General features: G+C 56.6%; 13 protein-coding genes and 1 other RNA gene. 5 read left to right on the top strand and 9 right to left on the bottom strand.

The annotated features are described in order from the left end of the window. Position 1: 1 nt before the first annotated feature. From ACUZ9Q_RS07280 to ACUZ9Q_RS07270, 3 genes are read left to right on the top strand one after another with little or no spacing between them, the layout of a single operon-like run. Positions 2 to 1,219, top strand: a complete 1,218-nt coding sequence (locus ACUZ9Q_RS07280; RefSeq protein ID WP_449247618.1) for a beta-ketoacyl-[acyl-carrier-protein] synthase family protein — start codon at positions 2 to 4, stop codon at positions 1,217 to 1,219. Then, positions 1,216 to 2,091: a beta-ketoacyl synthase chain length factor gene (locus ACUZ9Q_RS07275; RefSeq protein ID WP_449247617.1), complete on the top strand. Its 876-nt coding sequence runs from the start codon at positions 1,216 to 1,218 to the stop codon at positions 2,089 to 2,091. Before ACUZ9Q_RS07280 ends, ACUZ9Q_RS07275 begins: the two co-directional genes overlap by 4 nt. Continuing rightward, positions 2,091 to 3,302 carry an AMP-binding protein gene (locus ACUZ9Q_RS07270; protein WP_449247616.1) on the top strand — a complete coding sequence of 404 codons (1,212 nt, stop codon included), beginning with the start codon at positions 2,091 to 2,093 and terminating at the stop codon, positions 3,300 to 3,302. The genes ACUZ9Q_RS07275 and ACUZ9Q_RS07270 overlap by 1 nt, the downstream gene beginning before the upstream one ends. Before the next feature lie 78 nt (positions 3,303 to 3,380). On the opposite strand, the gene ACUZ9Q_RS07265 is transcribed toward ACUZ9Q_RS07270, so the two are convergent. From ACUZ9Q_RS07265 to rdgC, 8 genes are all read right to left on the bottom strand, one after another. Beyond that, entirely contained in the window at positions 3,381 to 4,367 is a 987-nt protein-coding gene (locus tag ACUZ9Q_RS07265) for a hypothetical protein (RefSeq protein WP_298997494.1), read from the bottom strand. Between the two features lie 181 nt (positions 4,368 to 4,548). Next, positions 4,549 to 4,928, bottom strand: a transfer-messenger RNA (tmRNA) gene (gene ssrA / locus ACUZ9Q_RS07260). A gap of 47 nt (positions 4,929 to 4,975) precedes the next feature. After that, positions 4,976 to 5,512: a hypothetical protein gene (locus ACUZ9Q_RS07255; protein WP_449247615.1), complete on the bottom strand. Its 537-nt coding sequence runs from the start codon at positions 5,510 to 5,512 to the stop codon at positions 4,976 to 4,978. A gap of 227 nt (positions 5,513 to 5,739) precedes the next feature. Further along, on the bottom strand, positions 5,740 to 7,344 hold the full coding sequence (locus ACUZ9Q_RS07250) for an AAA family ATPase (protein ID WP_449247614.1): 1,605 nt from the start codon (positions 7,342 to 7,344) through the stop codon (positions 5,740 to 5,742). Positions 7,345 to 7,421: 77 nt separating this feature from the next. Next, a complete protein-coding gene (locus ACUZ9Q_RS07245) occupies positions 7,422 to 8,258 on the bottom strand; it encodes an ABC transporter permease (RefSeq protein WP_215647627.1) in 837 nt (278 codons plus the stop codon). Next, a complete protein-coding gene (locus tag ACUZ9Q_RS07240) occupies positions 8,258 to 9,289 on the bottom strand; it encodes an ABC transporter permease (protein WP_449247613.1) in 1,032 nt (343 codons plus the stop codon). The genes ACUZ9Q_RS07245 and ACUZ9Q_RS07240 overlap by 1 nt, the downstream gene beginning before the upstream one ends. 9 nt (positions 9,290 to 9,298) lie before the next feature. Then, positions 9,299 to 9,826: a hypothetical protein gene (locus tag ACUZ9Q_RS07235; RefSeq protein WP_209817391.1), complete on the bottom strand. Its 528-nt coding sequence runs from the start codon at positions 9,824 to 9,826 to the stop codon at positions 9,299 to 9,301. 18 nt (positions 9,827 to 9,844) lie between these two features. Next, a complete protein-coding gene (gene rdgC / locus ACUZ9Q_RS07230) occupies positions 9,845 to 10,468 on the bottom strand; it encodes a recombination-associated protein RdgC (protein ID WP_215647629.1) in 624 nt (207 codons plus the stop codon). A gap of 220 nt (positions 10,469 to 10,688) precedes the next feature. Here rdgC and ACUZ9Q_RS07225 point away from each other — a divergent pair, with 220 nt between their 5' ends. Continuing rightward, a complete protein-coding gene (locus tag ACUZ9Q_RS07225) occupies positions 10,689 to 10,856 on the top strand; it encodes a hypothetical protein (RefSeq protein ID WP_449247612.1) in 168 nt (55 codons plus the stop codon). A 177-nt stretch (positions 10,857 to 11,033) separates the two neighbouring features. Continuing rightward, the gene (locus ACUZ9Q_RS07220) at positions 11,034 to 12,101 is read left to right on the top strand and encodes a pseudouridine synthase (RefSeq protein ID WP_449247611.1); all 1,068 of its coding nucleotides are present in this window, start codon (positions 11,034 to 11,036) and stop codon (positions 12,099 to 12,101) included. Positions 12,102 to 12,322: 221 nt separating this feature from the next. On the opposite strand, the gene pgm is transcribed toward ACUZ9Q_RS07220, so the two are convergent. After that, on the bottom strand, positions 12,323 to 13,972 hold the full coding sequence (gene pgm, locus ACUZ9Q_RS07215) for a phosphoglucomutase (alpha-D-glucose-1,6-bisphosphate-dependent) (protein WP_449247610.1): 1,650 nt from the start codon (positions 13,970 to 13,972) through the stop codon (positions 12,323 to 12,325). Positions 13,973 to 14,007 lie beyond the last annotated feature (35 nt).

The raw sequence follows: 14,007 nt of genomic DNA, 5'->3' as shown, positions 1-14,007 counted from the left end.
AATGCAGCACGGTTCAGGCGTTGTTGTAACAGGCATGGCCTGCCTGTGCGCGGCTGGCGATAGCCCGGCTGCGGTTCTGGATGGCCTGCAAAGCGGGCGGGGCGGGCTTGTTGCGGCTAGCGTGCTGGACAGCCGGGCCTTGCCATATCCGTTTTTCGGGCTTGCTGAAAAGCACTTTCCCGGCGGGCGCAAGCATTCCGCGCAGGATACCCTCACGCTCACAAGGGCCGTGTGCCATAGCGCGCTGGCCGAAGCCGCGCTGCCCCAACATCTGTTGCTTGAGGCGGGCATTGTGCTTGGCACAACCGCCGGGAGCGCATCGCATTTTCTGGAGTCTTACGCCGCCAGCCGTGGAACCACGCCAGAGCAGGTTGCGGAATCAGCATCATCTGTATGCTCCTGCGCACAGGGGGCTGACCGCGACGACTACTTCAGCGCCAATCTTGCGCTGGAGATGGACGTGGAGGCCCACGGCCCGCGCCTTACCGTTACCGATGCCTGCACATCCGGCGCGGATGCCATTGGTCTGGCAATGGATCTCATCACCACAGGCCAGTGCCAGTGCGTGCTTTGCGGCGGCGCCGATGCCCTGAGCCTTGTACCGCATACGGGTTTTGCGCGGTTGATGATATATTCCGACCAGCCGTGCCGCCCCTTTGACCGCGACCGCAAAGGCCTGAACCTTGGCGAAGGCGCAGCCGCGCTTGTTTTGGAAAGCATCGAGCATGCCCGCGAACGCAATGCCGCCGTGCTCGGACATGTGCTGGGCTACGGCAACGCCTCTGACGCGCACCATTTTACCGCGCCGCATCCGGAAGGGCGGGGGCTTGCATTCGCCATCGGCTCGGCTCTGGAGCAGGCAGGCCTCACAGCGGCGGATATGGCCTTTGTGAACGCGCATGGCACGTCTACCCGGGAGAACGACAAGGTTGAAGGACGGCTTTTGCGCACCCTGCTTCCGGGGGTGCCCGTATGGGCCAGCAAGGGGGGCACGTGGCACACCCTCGGGGCCGCTGGCGCGCTGGAAGCAGTGCTGACGCTCGCGGCCCTGCGCAACGGCACGGTTCCGGCCTCGCCGGGGTTCTTCACCATTGACCCTGAAATAGGTTTTGCGCCCACGCAGAGCGCCCTTGCGGTATCTTCTCCATTTGCGCTTTCAACCTCGCTGGGTTTTGGCGGCGGCAATGCCGCTCTGGTTCTGGGGAGGGTAAAGCCATGAGCAGTGCTGCGCTTTCTGTGGCGGGAACCGGGCTAGTGCACAGCATTGGCGGCAAGGAAGCCCTTGCAGCCATACAGCAAGGGCAAGCGCCTGCCATATCTGCCCCCGATATTTCTTCACTCGCGGCATTGCTGCCGGGCGTGTCGCTGCGCCGCATTCCCCGCTATGCACGTATGGCGCTTCTGGCCTGCGTGCAGGCTCTGGATGCGGCGGGCTGGCGGCAAAAAGAAGTGCTGCACCGTACAGCTCTTGTTTTTGGCACTGCCTACAGCAGCTCACAGATGAGCATGGATTTCATGGATTCCATTCTGGATAACGGGCCACATCTTTCCTCGCCAACGGCCTTTTCGCATGCCGTCAATAATATGGGCGCAGGCCTGCTCAGCCTGCTGCTTGGCATTGAGGGGCCGTGTTTTACCATTTCGCAGTTTGAGCTTTCTTTCGCCGGTGCCGTGAGCACGGCGGCAGCCCTGCTGGGTGCGGGCCGGGCCGAGAGGGTGCTGCTGTGCGCGGTGGACGAAACTGACAGCCGTTTTTCCCGCTGCTGCCCGGAATATTTAAGCAGCAGGCACCCCCAGACGGAAGGGGCCGTTGCCCTGTGTCTGGGCAGGCAAGCTGCGGGTGCGCCCTCGCTGCAAGTGCGGTGGGGGCAAGAGCCGGAGGCGGACGGCCCTGTCTTTGCCTCGGGTGCCGCATCCGGGCCGGGCTGGACTAATCATGAATATCTGTACGGTCATGGGCCGCTGGCCCACGCACTGGACGTGATGCTGGCCTTGAACATGCCGCAGACGGCTAGGGCCGAAGCTGTTAACTGCGTCTGCGCTGCTGCTGCAAGCGGCAGACAGGCATTAATCGAAGTGCGGGGTGCGTAATGGAGGCCTGGCCGCTTGAGCGGATTGCAATTCTTGATTTCAGGGCTGTTACGGCGATTGTGCAATCCGTGGCGCAGGCAGAGTTGAGCCAGCGCAATCCGCTGAGCTTTGAGGCGCGCGCGCCGCATGAGTTTGCATCCATGCGCTGGGAATCGCTTGGGCTTGGTGCCACTGCGCTGGAAAATATGGCGCAGCGGTGCAATGCCATGTTTCACACCACTGCGGCCGCGCCCGAGGGTGGCGGGCTGTGCGGCGATTTTTCGCAACAGGTTTTGCAGCAGTGGGAAAACAGCGACCGCTCGCTCACGTTTTTTACTTCCGGCTCAACAGGCAAGCCCAAGCCCTGCACGCATAAGGAAAGCCATATCCGGCAGGAAGTGACCAGTCTGGCACCCATTGTGGCGGACAGAACCTCGGCGCTGATTACCGTCCCCATGCATCATATGTACGGCTTTACGTTTGGCTTGCTGCTGCCCCTGAGCCTCGGGGTGCCTATCCGCAGCGTGCCGCCCCTGCCAACAATGGTTGAGGCGCAGATGCGCCCCGGCGACCTTGTTATCAGCATTCCGCTGTTGCTGTCGCGCATTGTGGATATGCGGGGATGGCAGGCCTCCGGCTCAGAGGCGGGGCAGGGGATTACCCTGCTGACCGGTACATCGCCCACGCCGCCCGAGGTGATGTATGCGCTGGAGCGGCAGGGTTTTCGCGTAATGGAATTTTTTGGCTCGTCAGAGATGGGTGTGGTTTGCGGCCGCTTTGAGCCGGAAGCCGATTATGAACTGCTGCCTCATGTGGCGCGGGGAGAAGGGGAGCACGGCAACGCGCTGGTGCGCTGCCTGCCGGATGGCGTGGTGCAGCACTACCCTCTGATGGATAACGTAACCTGGACAGGCCAACGGCACCTGCGGCCGGGCGCGCGCATCGACAAAGCCGTGCAGGTGGGCGGCATCAATGTGTTTCCCCAGTATGTGGCCTCGGTCATCGAGCGCCACGAAGGGGTAAAACAGTGCCTAGTGCGGCTGATGCGGCAGGATGAAGGCTACAGACTTAAAGCCTTTGTGGTGCCGCATCAGGGCTATGACGGGCCAGCCCTGCACAAGGAGCTGATTCTGCATGCCCGCCGAGAACTGAGCGACGTACAACGCCCCGGTGCCTATACCTTTGGCCCGGATATCCCCCGTGGGCCGCTGGGCAAGCCGATGGATTGGTGACAGAACAACGTTGTTGGAAAGTTACCATCTGAAATATAATTATAAATATTTAAATAATGTTTTTTTCATAATTCCATTTTAGAATGGAAGTTCATCCAGAGTGTCAGATGATTGCTTTTCATTTGGCAACGGTAGGTTGGTTACAATAAAAAGATTAAGCAAATCTTCCCTGTCCATAAATATGATTTGACTTCTTTTTGAAATATCAAGTTTTTCGCCCAACCAGTTTTTTGCCTGTTTAGTTATTTCACTTCCAGATATTATGTATGCATGGTCAACCAACACACGCCTGCTTGTATCATGGTCAAATATTTCATGACCAAGCATCATGAGGGCTTGATTGTGTATTTCTGCAATATTCGTATTTTTTGAACGGCTATCACCAGAGGCATCAATTTTTGTCTTTTTGACTTGGATGCCAAAATATAAGGTATGCCGTGTGGGTAATGTGTATTTCATCCATAGATCTTTACCGTATTCAAGTGATTTATCTTTATGTCCAGATACTGTGACTCTGTGAAATCCCAGTTGGCGAAAAAGTGGCAATAGAATTGTTTCAATAAGACCATCTTCCGATATACTGTCAAAATATTTTACAAGTTTTTCTCTGCGAAGAATTTCATGTTGGGAAAAAGGTCTATTAGGGTTTGGTTGGCTATTAATTATTGTGCTGGTTTCTATATGGCGTAAATAACATCTGTTATCTTCTGCGTAAAAAGCTTCATATCCTTCTCTCGCCAGGGTTATATTTAATTTTTCTAATGCGAGAACGCGTTCACTACTTTCATTAATTGCATCTTCTTTATCCATTAATACGTCAATTATACGAGAAAAAATTTCAGGAGGTGTAAACTCATTAGAGTGGGATTCAGATAAAATTTCTTCAAGAACTCCTGCAACCCATTTGTCGCGCGTTGACCCGTCATGGCGATAATCGGTATCACAGTGTCGAAAAAAACGTGTTAACTGAGAACTGCTACGGTAGATGAAAAATGTTTCATCATGTGGAAAGTTTCCACAAATCATTTCGGAAAGAGAATCAATGGTGCGCGGCTTAAAATTCATAGGCTTTATTACCTCTATGCGATAATGATAATTTGTACATTATAATAGTTTTTGCTTCAATGCTGTGTGGTTGCCTTTCAATGAAATGAGTGGAAATTGAACGGAAAAAAGAATTAGCCAAACAAAAAAGTGGCTTATACGTCTTAGCCAGATCGTATAAGCCACTTTAATTTGTGGGGGTTGGTGGAGGCGGGGGGAGTTGAACCCCCGTCCGAGAACTGTCCACACGAAGCATCTACAGGTTTATGTCAGGTATTAATTTCACCGTGGTGGTAGCCCCTGACCGGGCGCCTCACGGCAATCTCGCCGGTAAACTCCTCGCGGAAAACCCCGGTAAGAGCCAGTTTCCGCCAGCCTGATAAGTGTCGCCATTCAGGGTTATCAGACATGGCCCAGAATGACGTGACCGCCTAGGCGATCGTTGCCTCGCTGTTTTTAGGCAGCGTAAGCGTAGTCGTAATCGTTGTTGGCAATTACTTTTGTTGCCGCTTTTTACGAGGCCAGCGGCGCCTCGACCTGCCGCTAAGGCTTCCACGTCCCCGTCGAAACCAGTGCGCCCCCATTTGGTCAAGCATTACAATAAGTCGCTTGCTCGACTTTGGCAAGCTCTAACGGATGTAGAAATGCGAGAGCGGCCCCTTGAGGCACATATGGTAGTGCCCAAGCAGGGGATTGGCCTCTTCAACCTGATCGATAATATCATTATGGATCTGGGTTGCCAGTTCTACACCGTGCGAGAGCATGGCCACCTGGGCCATCTGCTTAAAGCTCTTTTGCAAATCCGGCTTGCGCGTGATGATGTCGCACAGCAGGTTGGCGTCGTTGTCGTTGCCTTCAACCACCAGCGTACCCTCGGGCGAAACATACACATGCAGGCGGTCTTCGGGCCGGAGGTGGCGTTCTTCAAGCTGCGTGTTCAGCATGTCCATAAAGGCTTCCTGAAGCGAATCAAGCCTAGCTTCAAGCGCCGTAACAAGCCCTTCGCCATCCTTTGCCAGACACCGCAAAGTTCTGGCCGATGCTTCGTCCAGGCCCGAAAGCGGTTGCCCCGCTATCTGCCCGTGCCGTGCATGCGAGGCGGCTTCGGGAGCGCCAGTTTGCATATGGAGCATGGCGCTTATGCAATTGTTGTTTTCGTTAGTCACATGCTCCCCCTGTGGCTATGGTCAAATTTGCCTTTTCGTTATCTGGGGATGGTATTAGCAAGATAAGTGCCAGTCTAATTGCAGGCCTGAAAAGGGGCAAAAAGTTTAGAAAAAGTCAAAAAATTGTCAGAAAGATGCGTAGATACTGGCCGCAGCACGATAATGTCGCGGCAAGGATGAAAGAAAAATGCCGCATGGCAAAACCATACGGCAAAATTTGCAGAGTGCTATTTTTCCAGGCTGCGGGCCAACGCCTCGCCCTGTTCGCCGCCGCCTGCCATGCGCGCAAGCTCGGCGTGGCGGTCTTCCTTGTTAAGGGGGGAGCAGAGGGTAAAGGTTTCCCCATCGCGCACCATCTTAACAATCTGAAAATGCCTGCGGGCGCGGGCCGCCAGTTGCGGCCAGTGGGTGATGAGCAGCATCTGGCGCGTTTCGGCCAGTGCGTAGAGCTTTTCGGCCAGCTTGTTCAGGGTCATGCCACCAACGCCTGCATCGACCTCGTCAAATATGAATGTAGCGCCTTCGTCATCCTGCTGCACGCTGGCTAGCGCCAGCAAAAAGCGCGAAAGTTCGCCGCCCGATGCTATTTTATCCAGCGGTTGCGGGGGCTGGCCGGGGTTAGGAGCCCAAAGGATGCGCCCGCGCTCGTCAGTAACGCCGGGCCAGATTTCCTGCACGGCAAAATCTGGCAATACCCGCACCTGATCTGAAAAGCCCAACTGGCGAAGTTCGTTTTCAAGCTTGGTGGCAATGGCGGCAGCCGCCTCGCGGCGGGCCGGGATGATGCGGGCGGTCACGGCGGCAAGCTCTGCGGCAAGAGCTGCCGCTTCCTTGTCCAGCCGGGTGATATCCAGCGCGCAGACATCAAGGAAGGAAAGGTTCTCGGAAATTTCTTCGCGCAGGGAAAGAATCTCCGGCAGGGTTCTGTGCAGCTTGCGCTTTAGTTGCGCAAGGGCAAACAGGCGCTCTTCCAGATGATCCATGTCGGGCATTTCATCCAGCCCCGGCAGGGAAGGCGGTCGGCGAAGCCTGCCGCCAAGGTGGGCCAACTGCTGGCGCAGGGCTGCCACGGCGTCGGCGTCGGCCTGGAGGGAATCGTCCTCCCGGCACATGCGCTGCAAAAGCTTTTCAAGCTGTCCCAACTGGTCGATCACACCTTCCTGCTCATCGCCTTGCAGCAAAATGAGCGCCTGCTCGTAATTCTCCTGCTGGTGCTCCATGGAGCGGGCCAGCGCGCGAATTTCTTCCAGCTTTTCTTCTTCGCCTTCTTCGGGAGAAACCTTGTCGATCTCCTGCTGCTGCATTTCAAGCAGTTCGCGCCGTTCGCCCAGCCCGGCCTGACGCTCAAGCAGGGCAGAGCGCTGGACCGCATTGGCCTGAAGGCGCGCAAGCAGGTCGTCCCGCTGGTGCAGAAGCTCGGGGCAGTTCAGGCCGCTTTCCAGCAGTTTGGCCTGAAATGAAGATTGAAGCAATTTTTGCTGGGCGTGCTGGCTGGTGTGGGCCACAAGGCGGTTGCGCAGGTCGCGCAGGCTGTCTTGCGAGCGCAGCTCATCGTTGATGTACAGGCGGCTGCGGCCTGTCTCCGCCACAATTTCGCGCCGCAGAACCATGTCCGCATCTTTTGTGCTGAACAGGGCCTCTACCTGTGCGCGCTCAGCACCCGCGCGAACCATATCCGCCGAAAGCTTGTCGCCAAGCAGAAAGCCCAGCGCTTTAAGGATAAAGCTCTTCCCCGCCCCGGTTTCACCCGTCAGCACGTTCATGCCGGGCGAAAATTCCAGTTCCATGTCCTCAATGAGGGCCAGATTGCGAATGCGCAGGTATTCAAGCATGGCTTTAATGTATCTTTATGGCGGTTTATTTACTTAATGTAAAACTTTAACTATCTTGGATGCCCTTACATTTCAAGCTATTGGCGAAGGCGCGGATCAAAGATGTCCCGCAGGCTTTCACCCAGAAGATTATAGCCCAATACCGTTACCAGGATGGCCAGACCGGGATACACCGACAGCCAGGGCGCGGTTTCAATCACGGCTTTGCCGTCCATGAGCATGTTGCCCCAACTGGCTGCGGGGGGCTGCACGCCAAGCCCCAGAAAGCTGAGACTTGATTCTACCAGTATGGCCCCGGCAACGCCCAGTGTAGCGGTTATCAGCACGGGCGCAAGGGCATTGGGCAGTATATGTCGAAACAATATGCCCGCAGTGGATGTGCCTGCCAGCCGCGCGGCGTCAACAAATTCGCGTTCGCGCAGGGTAAGCGCCTCTGCGCGTACAAGGCGGGTAACGCCCATCCACGAGGTAAGCCCAATAACCACCATGATATTGGTAAGATTGGGTTCAAGAAAGGCGATAACCGCCAGAATAAGAAAAAATGACGGAAAGCAGAGCATTATATCAACCACGCGCATGATGCACTCGTCCACCCATCGGCGGAAATAGCCGCTCACGAGGCCAAGAACCGTGCCGATGCTGACCGATATGCCCACAGCCACAAAGCCCACCCACAGCGAAACCCTGCCGCCGTAAAGCAGGCGGGAAAAAACATCGCGCCCAAGGCGGTCTGTGCCGAACAGAAAGCGGGAGGAGGGCGGCTCCAGAATATTGTCCAGATGCAGGGCGTTGGGGTCAAAGGGCGCAATCCACGGGGCAAGGAGTGCGGCCAGCGACATGGCAAGCACAATAACAAGCCCCAATGCAAGCATGAGGTTGCGGCCAAGCAGCTTTTTGACGGCGCGGGGCAGCATCAGGCGTTGTCCTTTGCGTTGCGGATGCGCGGATCCGCGATCCCGTAGCAGAAATCCGCCAGCAGGTTGCCCGCGAGCGTGAGCACCGCCCCAAGCACCAGATTCCCCATGATCATGGTGTAATCGCGCGCCATAACAGCGCCGTAAAACAACTGGCCCAGCCCAGGCAGGGCAAATATGGACTCAATAATGACGCTGCCGCCAATAAGCCCCGGCACAGAAAGGCCCAGCAGGGTTATGACGGGCAAGAGCGCGTTGCGCAGGGCATGCCGCCAGATAACCGCGCCAGCGCCCAGCCCCTTGGCCCGCGCTGTGAGAATGTAATCCTGCCGCAGCACTTCAAGCATGCAGGCGCGCATGTAGCGCGACATGCCAGCCAGCCCGCCCACGGTATACACCAGTGTGGGCAGGGCCAGATGCCGCGCCAGATCGCAAAACTTGCCCCAGGCGTTCAACTGCTCGTAATTCATGGATGTAAGGCCGGAAATGGGCAGCCATTGCAGCTCGATGCCAAAAAACATCATGAGCAGCAGGGCCAGCCAGAAGGACGGCATGGCAAAACCCAGAAAAACCAGCACGGTAACGGATTTGTCCAGTAGAGAATTCTGCCGGCAGGCGGAAACAATGCCCACCGGAATGGCAATGAGCAGGGTGAGCACCAGCGAAATAACGTTCATGCCCACGGTGAGGGGCAGGCGCTCAAGAATCTTGGTCAGCACCGGGCGGGAATCGGCAGACATGGAGTTGCCGAAATCCAGATGCACGATGCGGGTCAGCCAGTCCCAGTACTGCACGAAAAGGGGGCGATCAAGCCCGTAAAGCACCTCAAGCCGCTGACGCGCCGCAGCGCCAGCCAGCGGATTGAGCGTGGTTTCCATATCTGTGGGCGAGCCGGGGGCCAGATGGATGACCCAGAAGCTGATAATGGTGATGCCCCACAGCACAAGCAGCATCCACAACGTTTTGCGTAAAACGTGCAGTAGCGGGCCGGAAAAGCGGCCTTTTGCGGCAGATGCGGGCAGGGTGCTCATGAAAAAAGCTTACTCCGTGCGGGTCATCCACTGGCGCATGTCGTCCACTTCCTTCTGCCAGCCAGAGGAGAGGCGCAGCTTCAGAAAGCGGGCGTACAGGGCATCCAGCAGGCCGGTGCACACTTCCATAAGATAGAACTTTTCCAGCAAGAGGGCGTCCGGGTCGTCATCGCTGTCGCCCTTGTCGAGCTTGGGGGTTTTGAGGCTGTTGAGGCAGAAATCCTCAGCTTTTAGGCTGACCTGAAAGGCAAGCTCTTCTTTTTCAAGGCGCAGCAGGGCGCGGCTGACCTGTTTGCCGTTGCCGAGGCCAAAACGGGCTTCGCGGAGAGGGGAGAGCGAGCCGGAAACAGAGGCTGTTTCGCGGGCATCACCTTCGCCACCTTCCACCACGATACGCTGTTCCATGGAAACGGCAAAGGGCGCGCCGTCCTTGTCAGTGAACGCGCCGGGGGCGGTGTCGCTCTGGTACCAGAGCCAGGTCAGAAATTCCTTGCCGAGAATGCTGTCAGTGGATTCGCCAAGATAGGGCATGTTCATGGGGTCTCCGTGCCGTCATCAGGAAAGGGGAGCGAACTGCGTGGGTTCCAGCTTGTCCAGGCGGATCAGGCTTTCTTCGTCCAGCATGGAGACCGCCAGATTGTAGGGCGTCAGTTGCTCCAGGTGCAGCTCAAAAGTTTTGAGAAACTCTTCCAGGAAGAGGTCGATCATCTTGTTCTGGGTGGACGCAAACCAGACTTCGTTCTTGTCTGTGGCCCAGAGCACGTTGAATTCGCCGGGAACAGGCAAAAAACGGGAGCGCAGGCGCAGCAGCACCTGCTCCTTGAGTTCTTTTTTGCGCTCGCGGGCAATGTAGTTCTTGCCCTGTTCGCCCATGCGCTTTTTTTCTTCCTTAAGGGCAAGAGCAACGTGTTTTTTGACCACGCCAGCGGGTATGCGCCGCATATCCAGCCGCAGGGAAAACACGATGTAAGCGCCTTTCTGGGGCGGGGCCGTCACCCAGTCAGTATCGAGCATGTCCTCAAAACAGGTCCATCCCTGGCCCTGCATTTCAGGAATATCGTCAATGTCGCGCATGGCGAACTGTTTCAGTTTGTCCAGTATCTGCGGCCAGAGCGTGGCCGGAACAGGATCAAGAATACGGAACCGAGTAAAGCTGCAAGAGCTGTTGGCAAAGCCCATGTAAACTCCTTGCTTGAAAACCAGTGTTGGCAGTGTTGTACGTCAGAGCCGCTTCGGGAGCAAGTGCAGGCTGGCCCCTGGTTTTACGCCTGTTAAGGAGATTGCGCAGCGAGTTGTAGCCGTGAATCTGGAAGGTGGACATTCGGCCTTATTGGGCTGGTCGATCTGGACAGGATTCATGAGCGGCAATCGGGGACATTATATATAAGGAAAGGATCAAATGATTGCGGAAAAACTGAATACACGGGCTGAGCTGATCCGAATTCATGGAACGGCGGGAAAATTCATGGCGGCTTGTTCATTTTACATTGCTCAGACCTCTGCGCGTGGATGGTTTGGCAGTGGTGCCGCCAATGGCATTCTAAGCAGACTTTCGGGCTGGTTTTGAACCCCGGTCCACCCAGCATACAGTATTTATAAATGTCCCATAATGATAATTATGTAAACTTTTGAAGATTGGAAACCGCCGTAATGGCAGGTCAGCCATGCATGCGCTTCTTGCTTGCCCTTGACGGCATGCTCCACTTCACGCACCATGAGCGCATCTTGCCAAGGAGAAATCACCGTGCCGCCCAAACATTCCGGCAATGCCGGATCACCCGCCAGAAACCGCAGCAAAAACAGTTCGTCCACCAGCTCCCATAAAAAGGAACAGCCTGCGGACGCGCGCAAGAATCATGCCCCCCGTTCTGATAGCTGGTCTGCCAATGGACCAAATGGCCGTTCTGATTCGCGGACAGATTCACGGTCAGGTACTCAGCCGAACGCCCGTGAGGCCCGAGATGGTTTTTCGCAACGCAAACCCGCGCAGCCCCAGGCCGTTAAATCTGACGCCGATCATCCTGCTCGGCCTGCCGCGCCCACAAAGTCTCAGCCCGATGCTGACAATGCAGCTGACGGCATACGCCTTAACAAGGCCATAGCCGCAACTGGTCTATGCTCGCGCCGCAAGGCAGACGAGCTTATTCTTGCCGGGCGCGTCAGTGTTGACGGCAAGCCGGAGCCCAACCCAGGGCGTCAGGTATTGCCCTTTGAAAGCATTGCCGTGGATGGCCGCATTTTGTCGGCCCCGCAGTCCTATACCTACCTCATGCTCAACAAGCCCGTGCATGTGGTTTGCACAGTGAGCGACCCGGAAGGCAGGCCCACCGTACTGGATTGCCTTGCGCCTGAATACAAGGCGCTCAGACTGTATCCTGTTGGCAGACTTGACTATTTTTCTGAGGGATTGCTGCTGCTGACCAATGATGGCCAACTGGCCCAGCGCCTCACCCACCCCCGGCATCACCAGCCCAAGACCTATGAGGTGCTTGTGCGCGGCACTGTGCCTGAAGGGGCGCTCAAAATCATGCGGCGCGGCATGCACCTTGCCGAAGGTGAAGATATTATGCCTGTGGAAGTGATCGCTCAGCAGGTTGGCGCCAATACCCAGTTGCAGATGGTGCTGCGTCAGGGCCTGAACCGCCAGATTCGCCGTATGTGTCGTGATCTTGGGCTGACCATTCTGCGCCTGTGTCGTGTTGCTCAAGGCTCATTGCGCCTTGGGGATCTGGCCAGCGGCAAGGCCCGGCCCCTTACGGATGCCGAGGTTGCCCGTCTGCGTGAAAGCGCTGGACTGCCCGCCGCGCGGTAGACCTTTGCTGGTCTGGCAATCTTCCTGTTGGTAGCCAGTAAGCCCCTTGGGCAAGATCGTACATTTAGCCAGAATTATTTACAAAAAGTGCAGTCGCAGTGACCGGATACCCGGCATTGCGACTGCACTTTGCTGATTAAAGGGCTATATACCTTTATATTGAACCGCAAAAAATTGCCGCGCTACGCGCGCTTGGCAGAGAAAGATTATCTGTACTCCAATCAGGCATCGCCTTTCAGCAAATGCTCAAGAAAATCGATGGCGTCCTTTTGCAAGGCTTGCAGGTGATCTTCGCCCTTGAAGCTCTCCGTATACACTTTGCAGATGGCTTCCGTACCGGAGGGACGTACGGCAAACCAGCCGTCATCGCTGACCACCTTTACACCGCCGATGGAGGCATCATTGCCGGGCGCGCGAGTGAGCACACTGGTAACAGGCGAGCCAGCCAGAGTTTTAAGGCTCACGCTTTCAGGCGTCAGCGCCGCAAGTTTTGCCCGTACATTGTCATCCGCCGGGGCATCAAGCCGTTGATAGGCGGGCGCGCCAAGACGCTCGGTCAATTTTGCGTAAAGTTCATCGGGGGAGGACTGCTCCACCGCCATCATTTCAGCCGCCAGCAGGCACATGAGGGGGCCGTCCTTGTCTGTGCTCCAGGGCGTGCCGTCAAAGCACAGGAAGGAAGCGCCCGCGCTTTCCTCGCAGCCAAAGCCGCAGCGCCCATTGAGCAGATAGGGCACGAACCATTTAAAGCCCACAGGCACCTCAACAACCGGGCGGCCAAGATCCTTCCCTACCCTGTCGAGCATGGCGCTTGTCACAAGGGTTTTGCCTATGCCGCGCTGCGCGGGCCACCCCCTGCGGGTACGGAACAGATACCAGGCGGCAACGCTCAGATAATGATTGGGGTTCATCAGTTCATTGCGCGTCACAATGCCGTGTCGGTCGGAATCCGGGTCGCAGGCGAAACTCAGGTCAAAATGGTCGCGCAGATCCAGCAGGCGGCTCATGGCATAGGGCGAGGAGCAATCCATGCGGATTTTGCCGTCCTTGTCGCAGGGAACAAAGCGGAATGTTGGATCCACTGCCCTGTTCACCACTTCAAGGTCAATTCTGTAGGCTTCAGCAATGGGTTCCCACATGGGCAAGCTTGCGCCGCCAAGGGGGTCAACGCCGATGCGCAGGCCAGAGGAGGCAATGGCCTTCATGTCCAGCACTCCAGCCAGGTCCTGCACATAACTGCCGATGAAATCGTATTCTTCCACCAGCGACGAGGCACGTGCCGCCCGCAGGTGTGTGAGCTTTACGCCCTTGTTGCCGTTTTCAAGGTAGGCATTGGCGCATTTTTCAATCTGGCTGGTGACTTCGGCTTCTGCCGGGCCGCCGTGGGGCGGATTGTACTTGAAGCCGCCGTCACGCGGGGGATTGTGCGAAGGCGTGATGACAATGCCATCGGCCAGACCGTTAACACGGCCCGCATTCCATTTGAGCACGGCATGCGAGATCGCCGGTGTGGCTGTGTAGGCCCCGCCAGCCGAAATGCGCACATTCACGTTGTTGGCTACCAGCACTTCCAGCGCGGAGCGAAAGGCGGCTTCTGACAGCGCATGGGTATCGCCGCCAAGAAACAACGGCCCGTCAATGCCCTTGGCGGCGCGGTAGTCGCACACCGCCTGAGTGATGGCATAGATGTGCTCCTCGTTAAAGCTGCACAGCACTGATGTGCCCCGATGCCCCGAGGTGCCAAAGGCAACACGCTGGGCTGCAAGCGCCGGATTGGGAAATTCGGTGTAATACGCGCTCATGAGCGCGGGGATGTTCTCCAGCTTTTCCAGCCCAGGCAGATGCCCGGCATCGCTATGCACAACTGGCATTGATATTCCTCCAAAAAGTGGTGCTCTGCCAACTA

It is taken from the genome of Desulfovibrio desulfopostgatei (genome assembly GCF_053570645.1).
This window is presented reverse-complemented; position numbering and strand designations above follow the sequence as displayed.

Excerpts from the sequence above, each read along its gene's own strand:
- ACUZ9Q_RS07225 (WP_449247612.1), top strand. The coding sequence starts at position 10,689 with ATGATTGCGGAAAAACTGAATACACGGGCTGAGCTGATCCGAATTCAT.
- ACUZ9Q_RS07250 (WP_449247614.1), bottom strand. The coding sequence starts at position 7,344 with ATGCTTGAATACCTGCGCATTCGCAATCTGGCCCTCATTGAGGACATG.
- ACUZ9Q_RS07265 (WP_298997494.1), bottom strand. The coding sequence starts at position 4,367 with ATGAATTTTAAGCCGCGCACCATTGATTCTCTTTCCGAAATGATTTGT.
- ACUZ9Q_RS07275 (WP_449247617.1), top strand. The coding sequence starts at position 1,216 with ATGAGCAGTGCTGCGCTTTCTGTGGCGGGAACCGGGCTAGTGCACAGC.
- ACUZ9Q_RS07280 (WP_449247618.1), top strand. The coding sequence starts at position 2 with ATGCAGCACGGTTCAGGCGTTGTTGTAACAGGCATGGCCTGCCTGTGC.
- ACUZ9Q_RS07235 (WP_209817391.1), bottom strand. The coding sequence starts at position 9,826 with ATGAACATGCCCTATCTTGGCGAATCCACTGACAGCATTCTCGGCAAG.
- pgm (WP_449247610.1), bottom strand. The coding sequence starts at position 13,972 with ATGCCAGTTGTGCATAGCGATGCCGGGCATCTGCCTGGGCTGGAAAAG.
- rdgC (WP_215647629.1), bottom strand. The coding sequence starts at position 10,468 with ATGGGCTTTGCCAACAGCTCTTGCAGCTTTACTCGGTTCCGTATTCTT.
- ACUZ9Q_RS07270 (WP_449247616.1), top strand. The coding sequence starts at position 2,091 with ATGGAGGCCTGGCCGCTTGAGCGGATTGCAATTCTTGATTTCAGGGCT.
- ACUZ9Q_RS07240 (WP_449247613.1), bottom strand. The coding sequence starts at position 9,289 with ATGAGCACCCTGCCCGCATCTGCCGCAAAAGGCCGCTTTTCCGGCCCG.
- ACUZ9Q_RS07245 (WP_215647627.1), bottom strand. The coding sequence starts at position 8,258 with ATGCTGCCCCGCGCCGTCAAAAAGCTGCTTGGCCGCAACCTCATGCTT.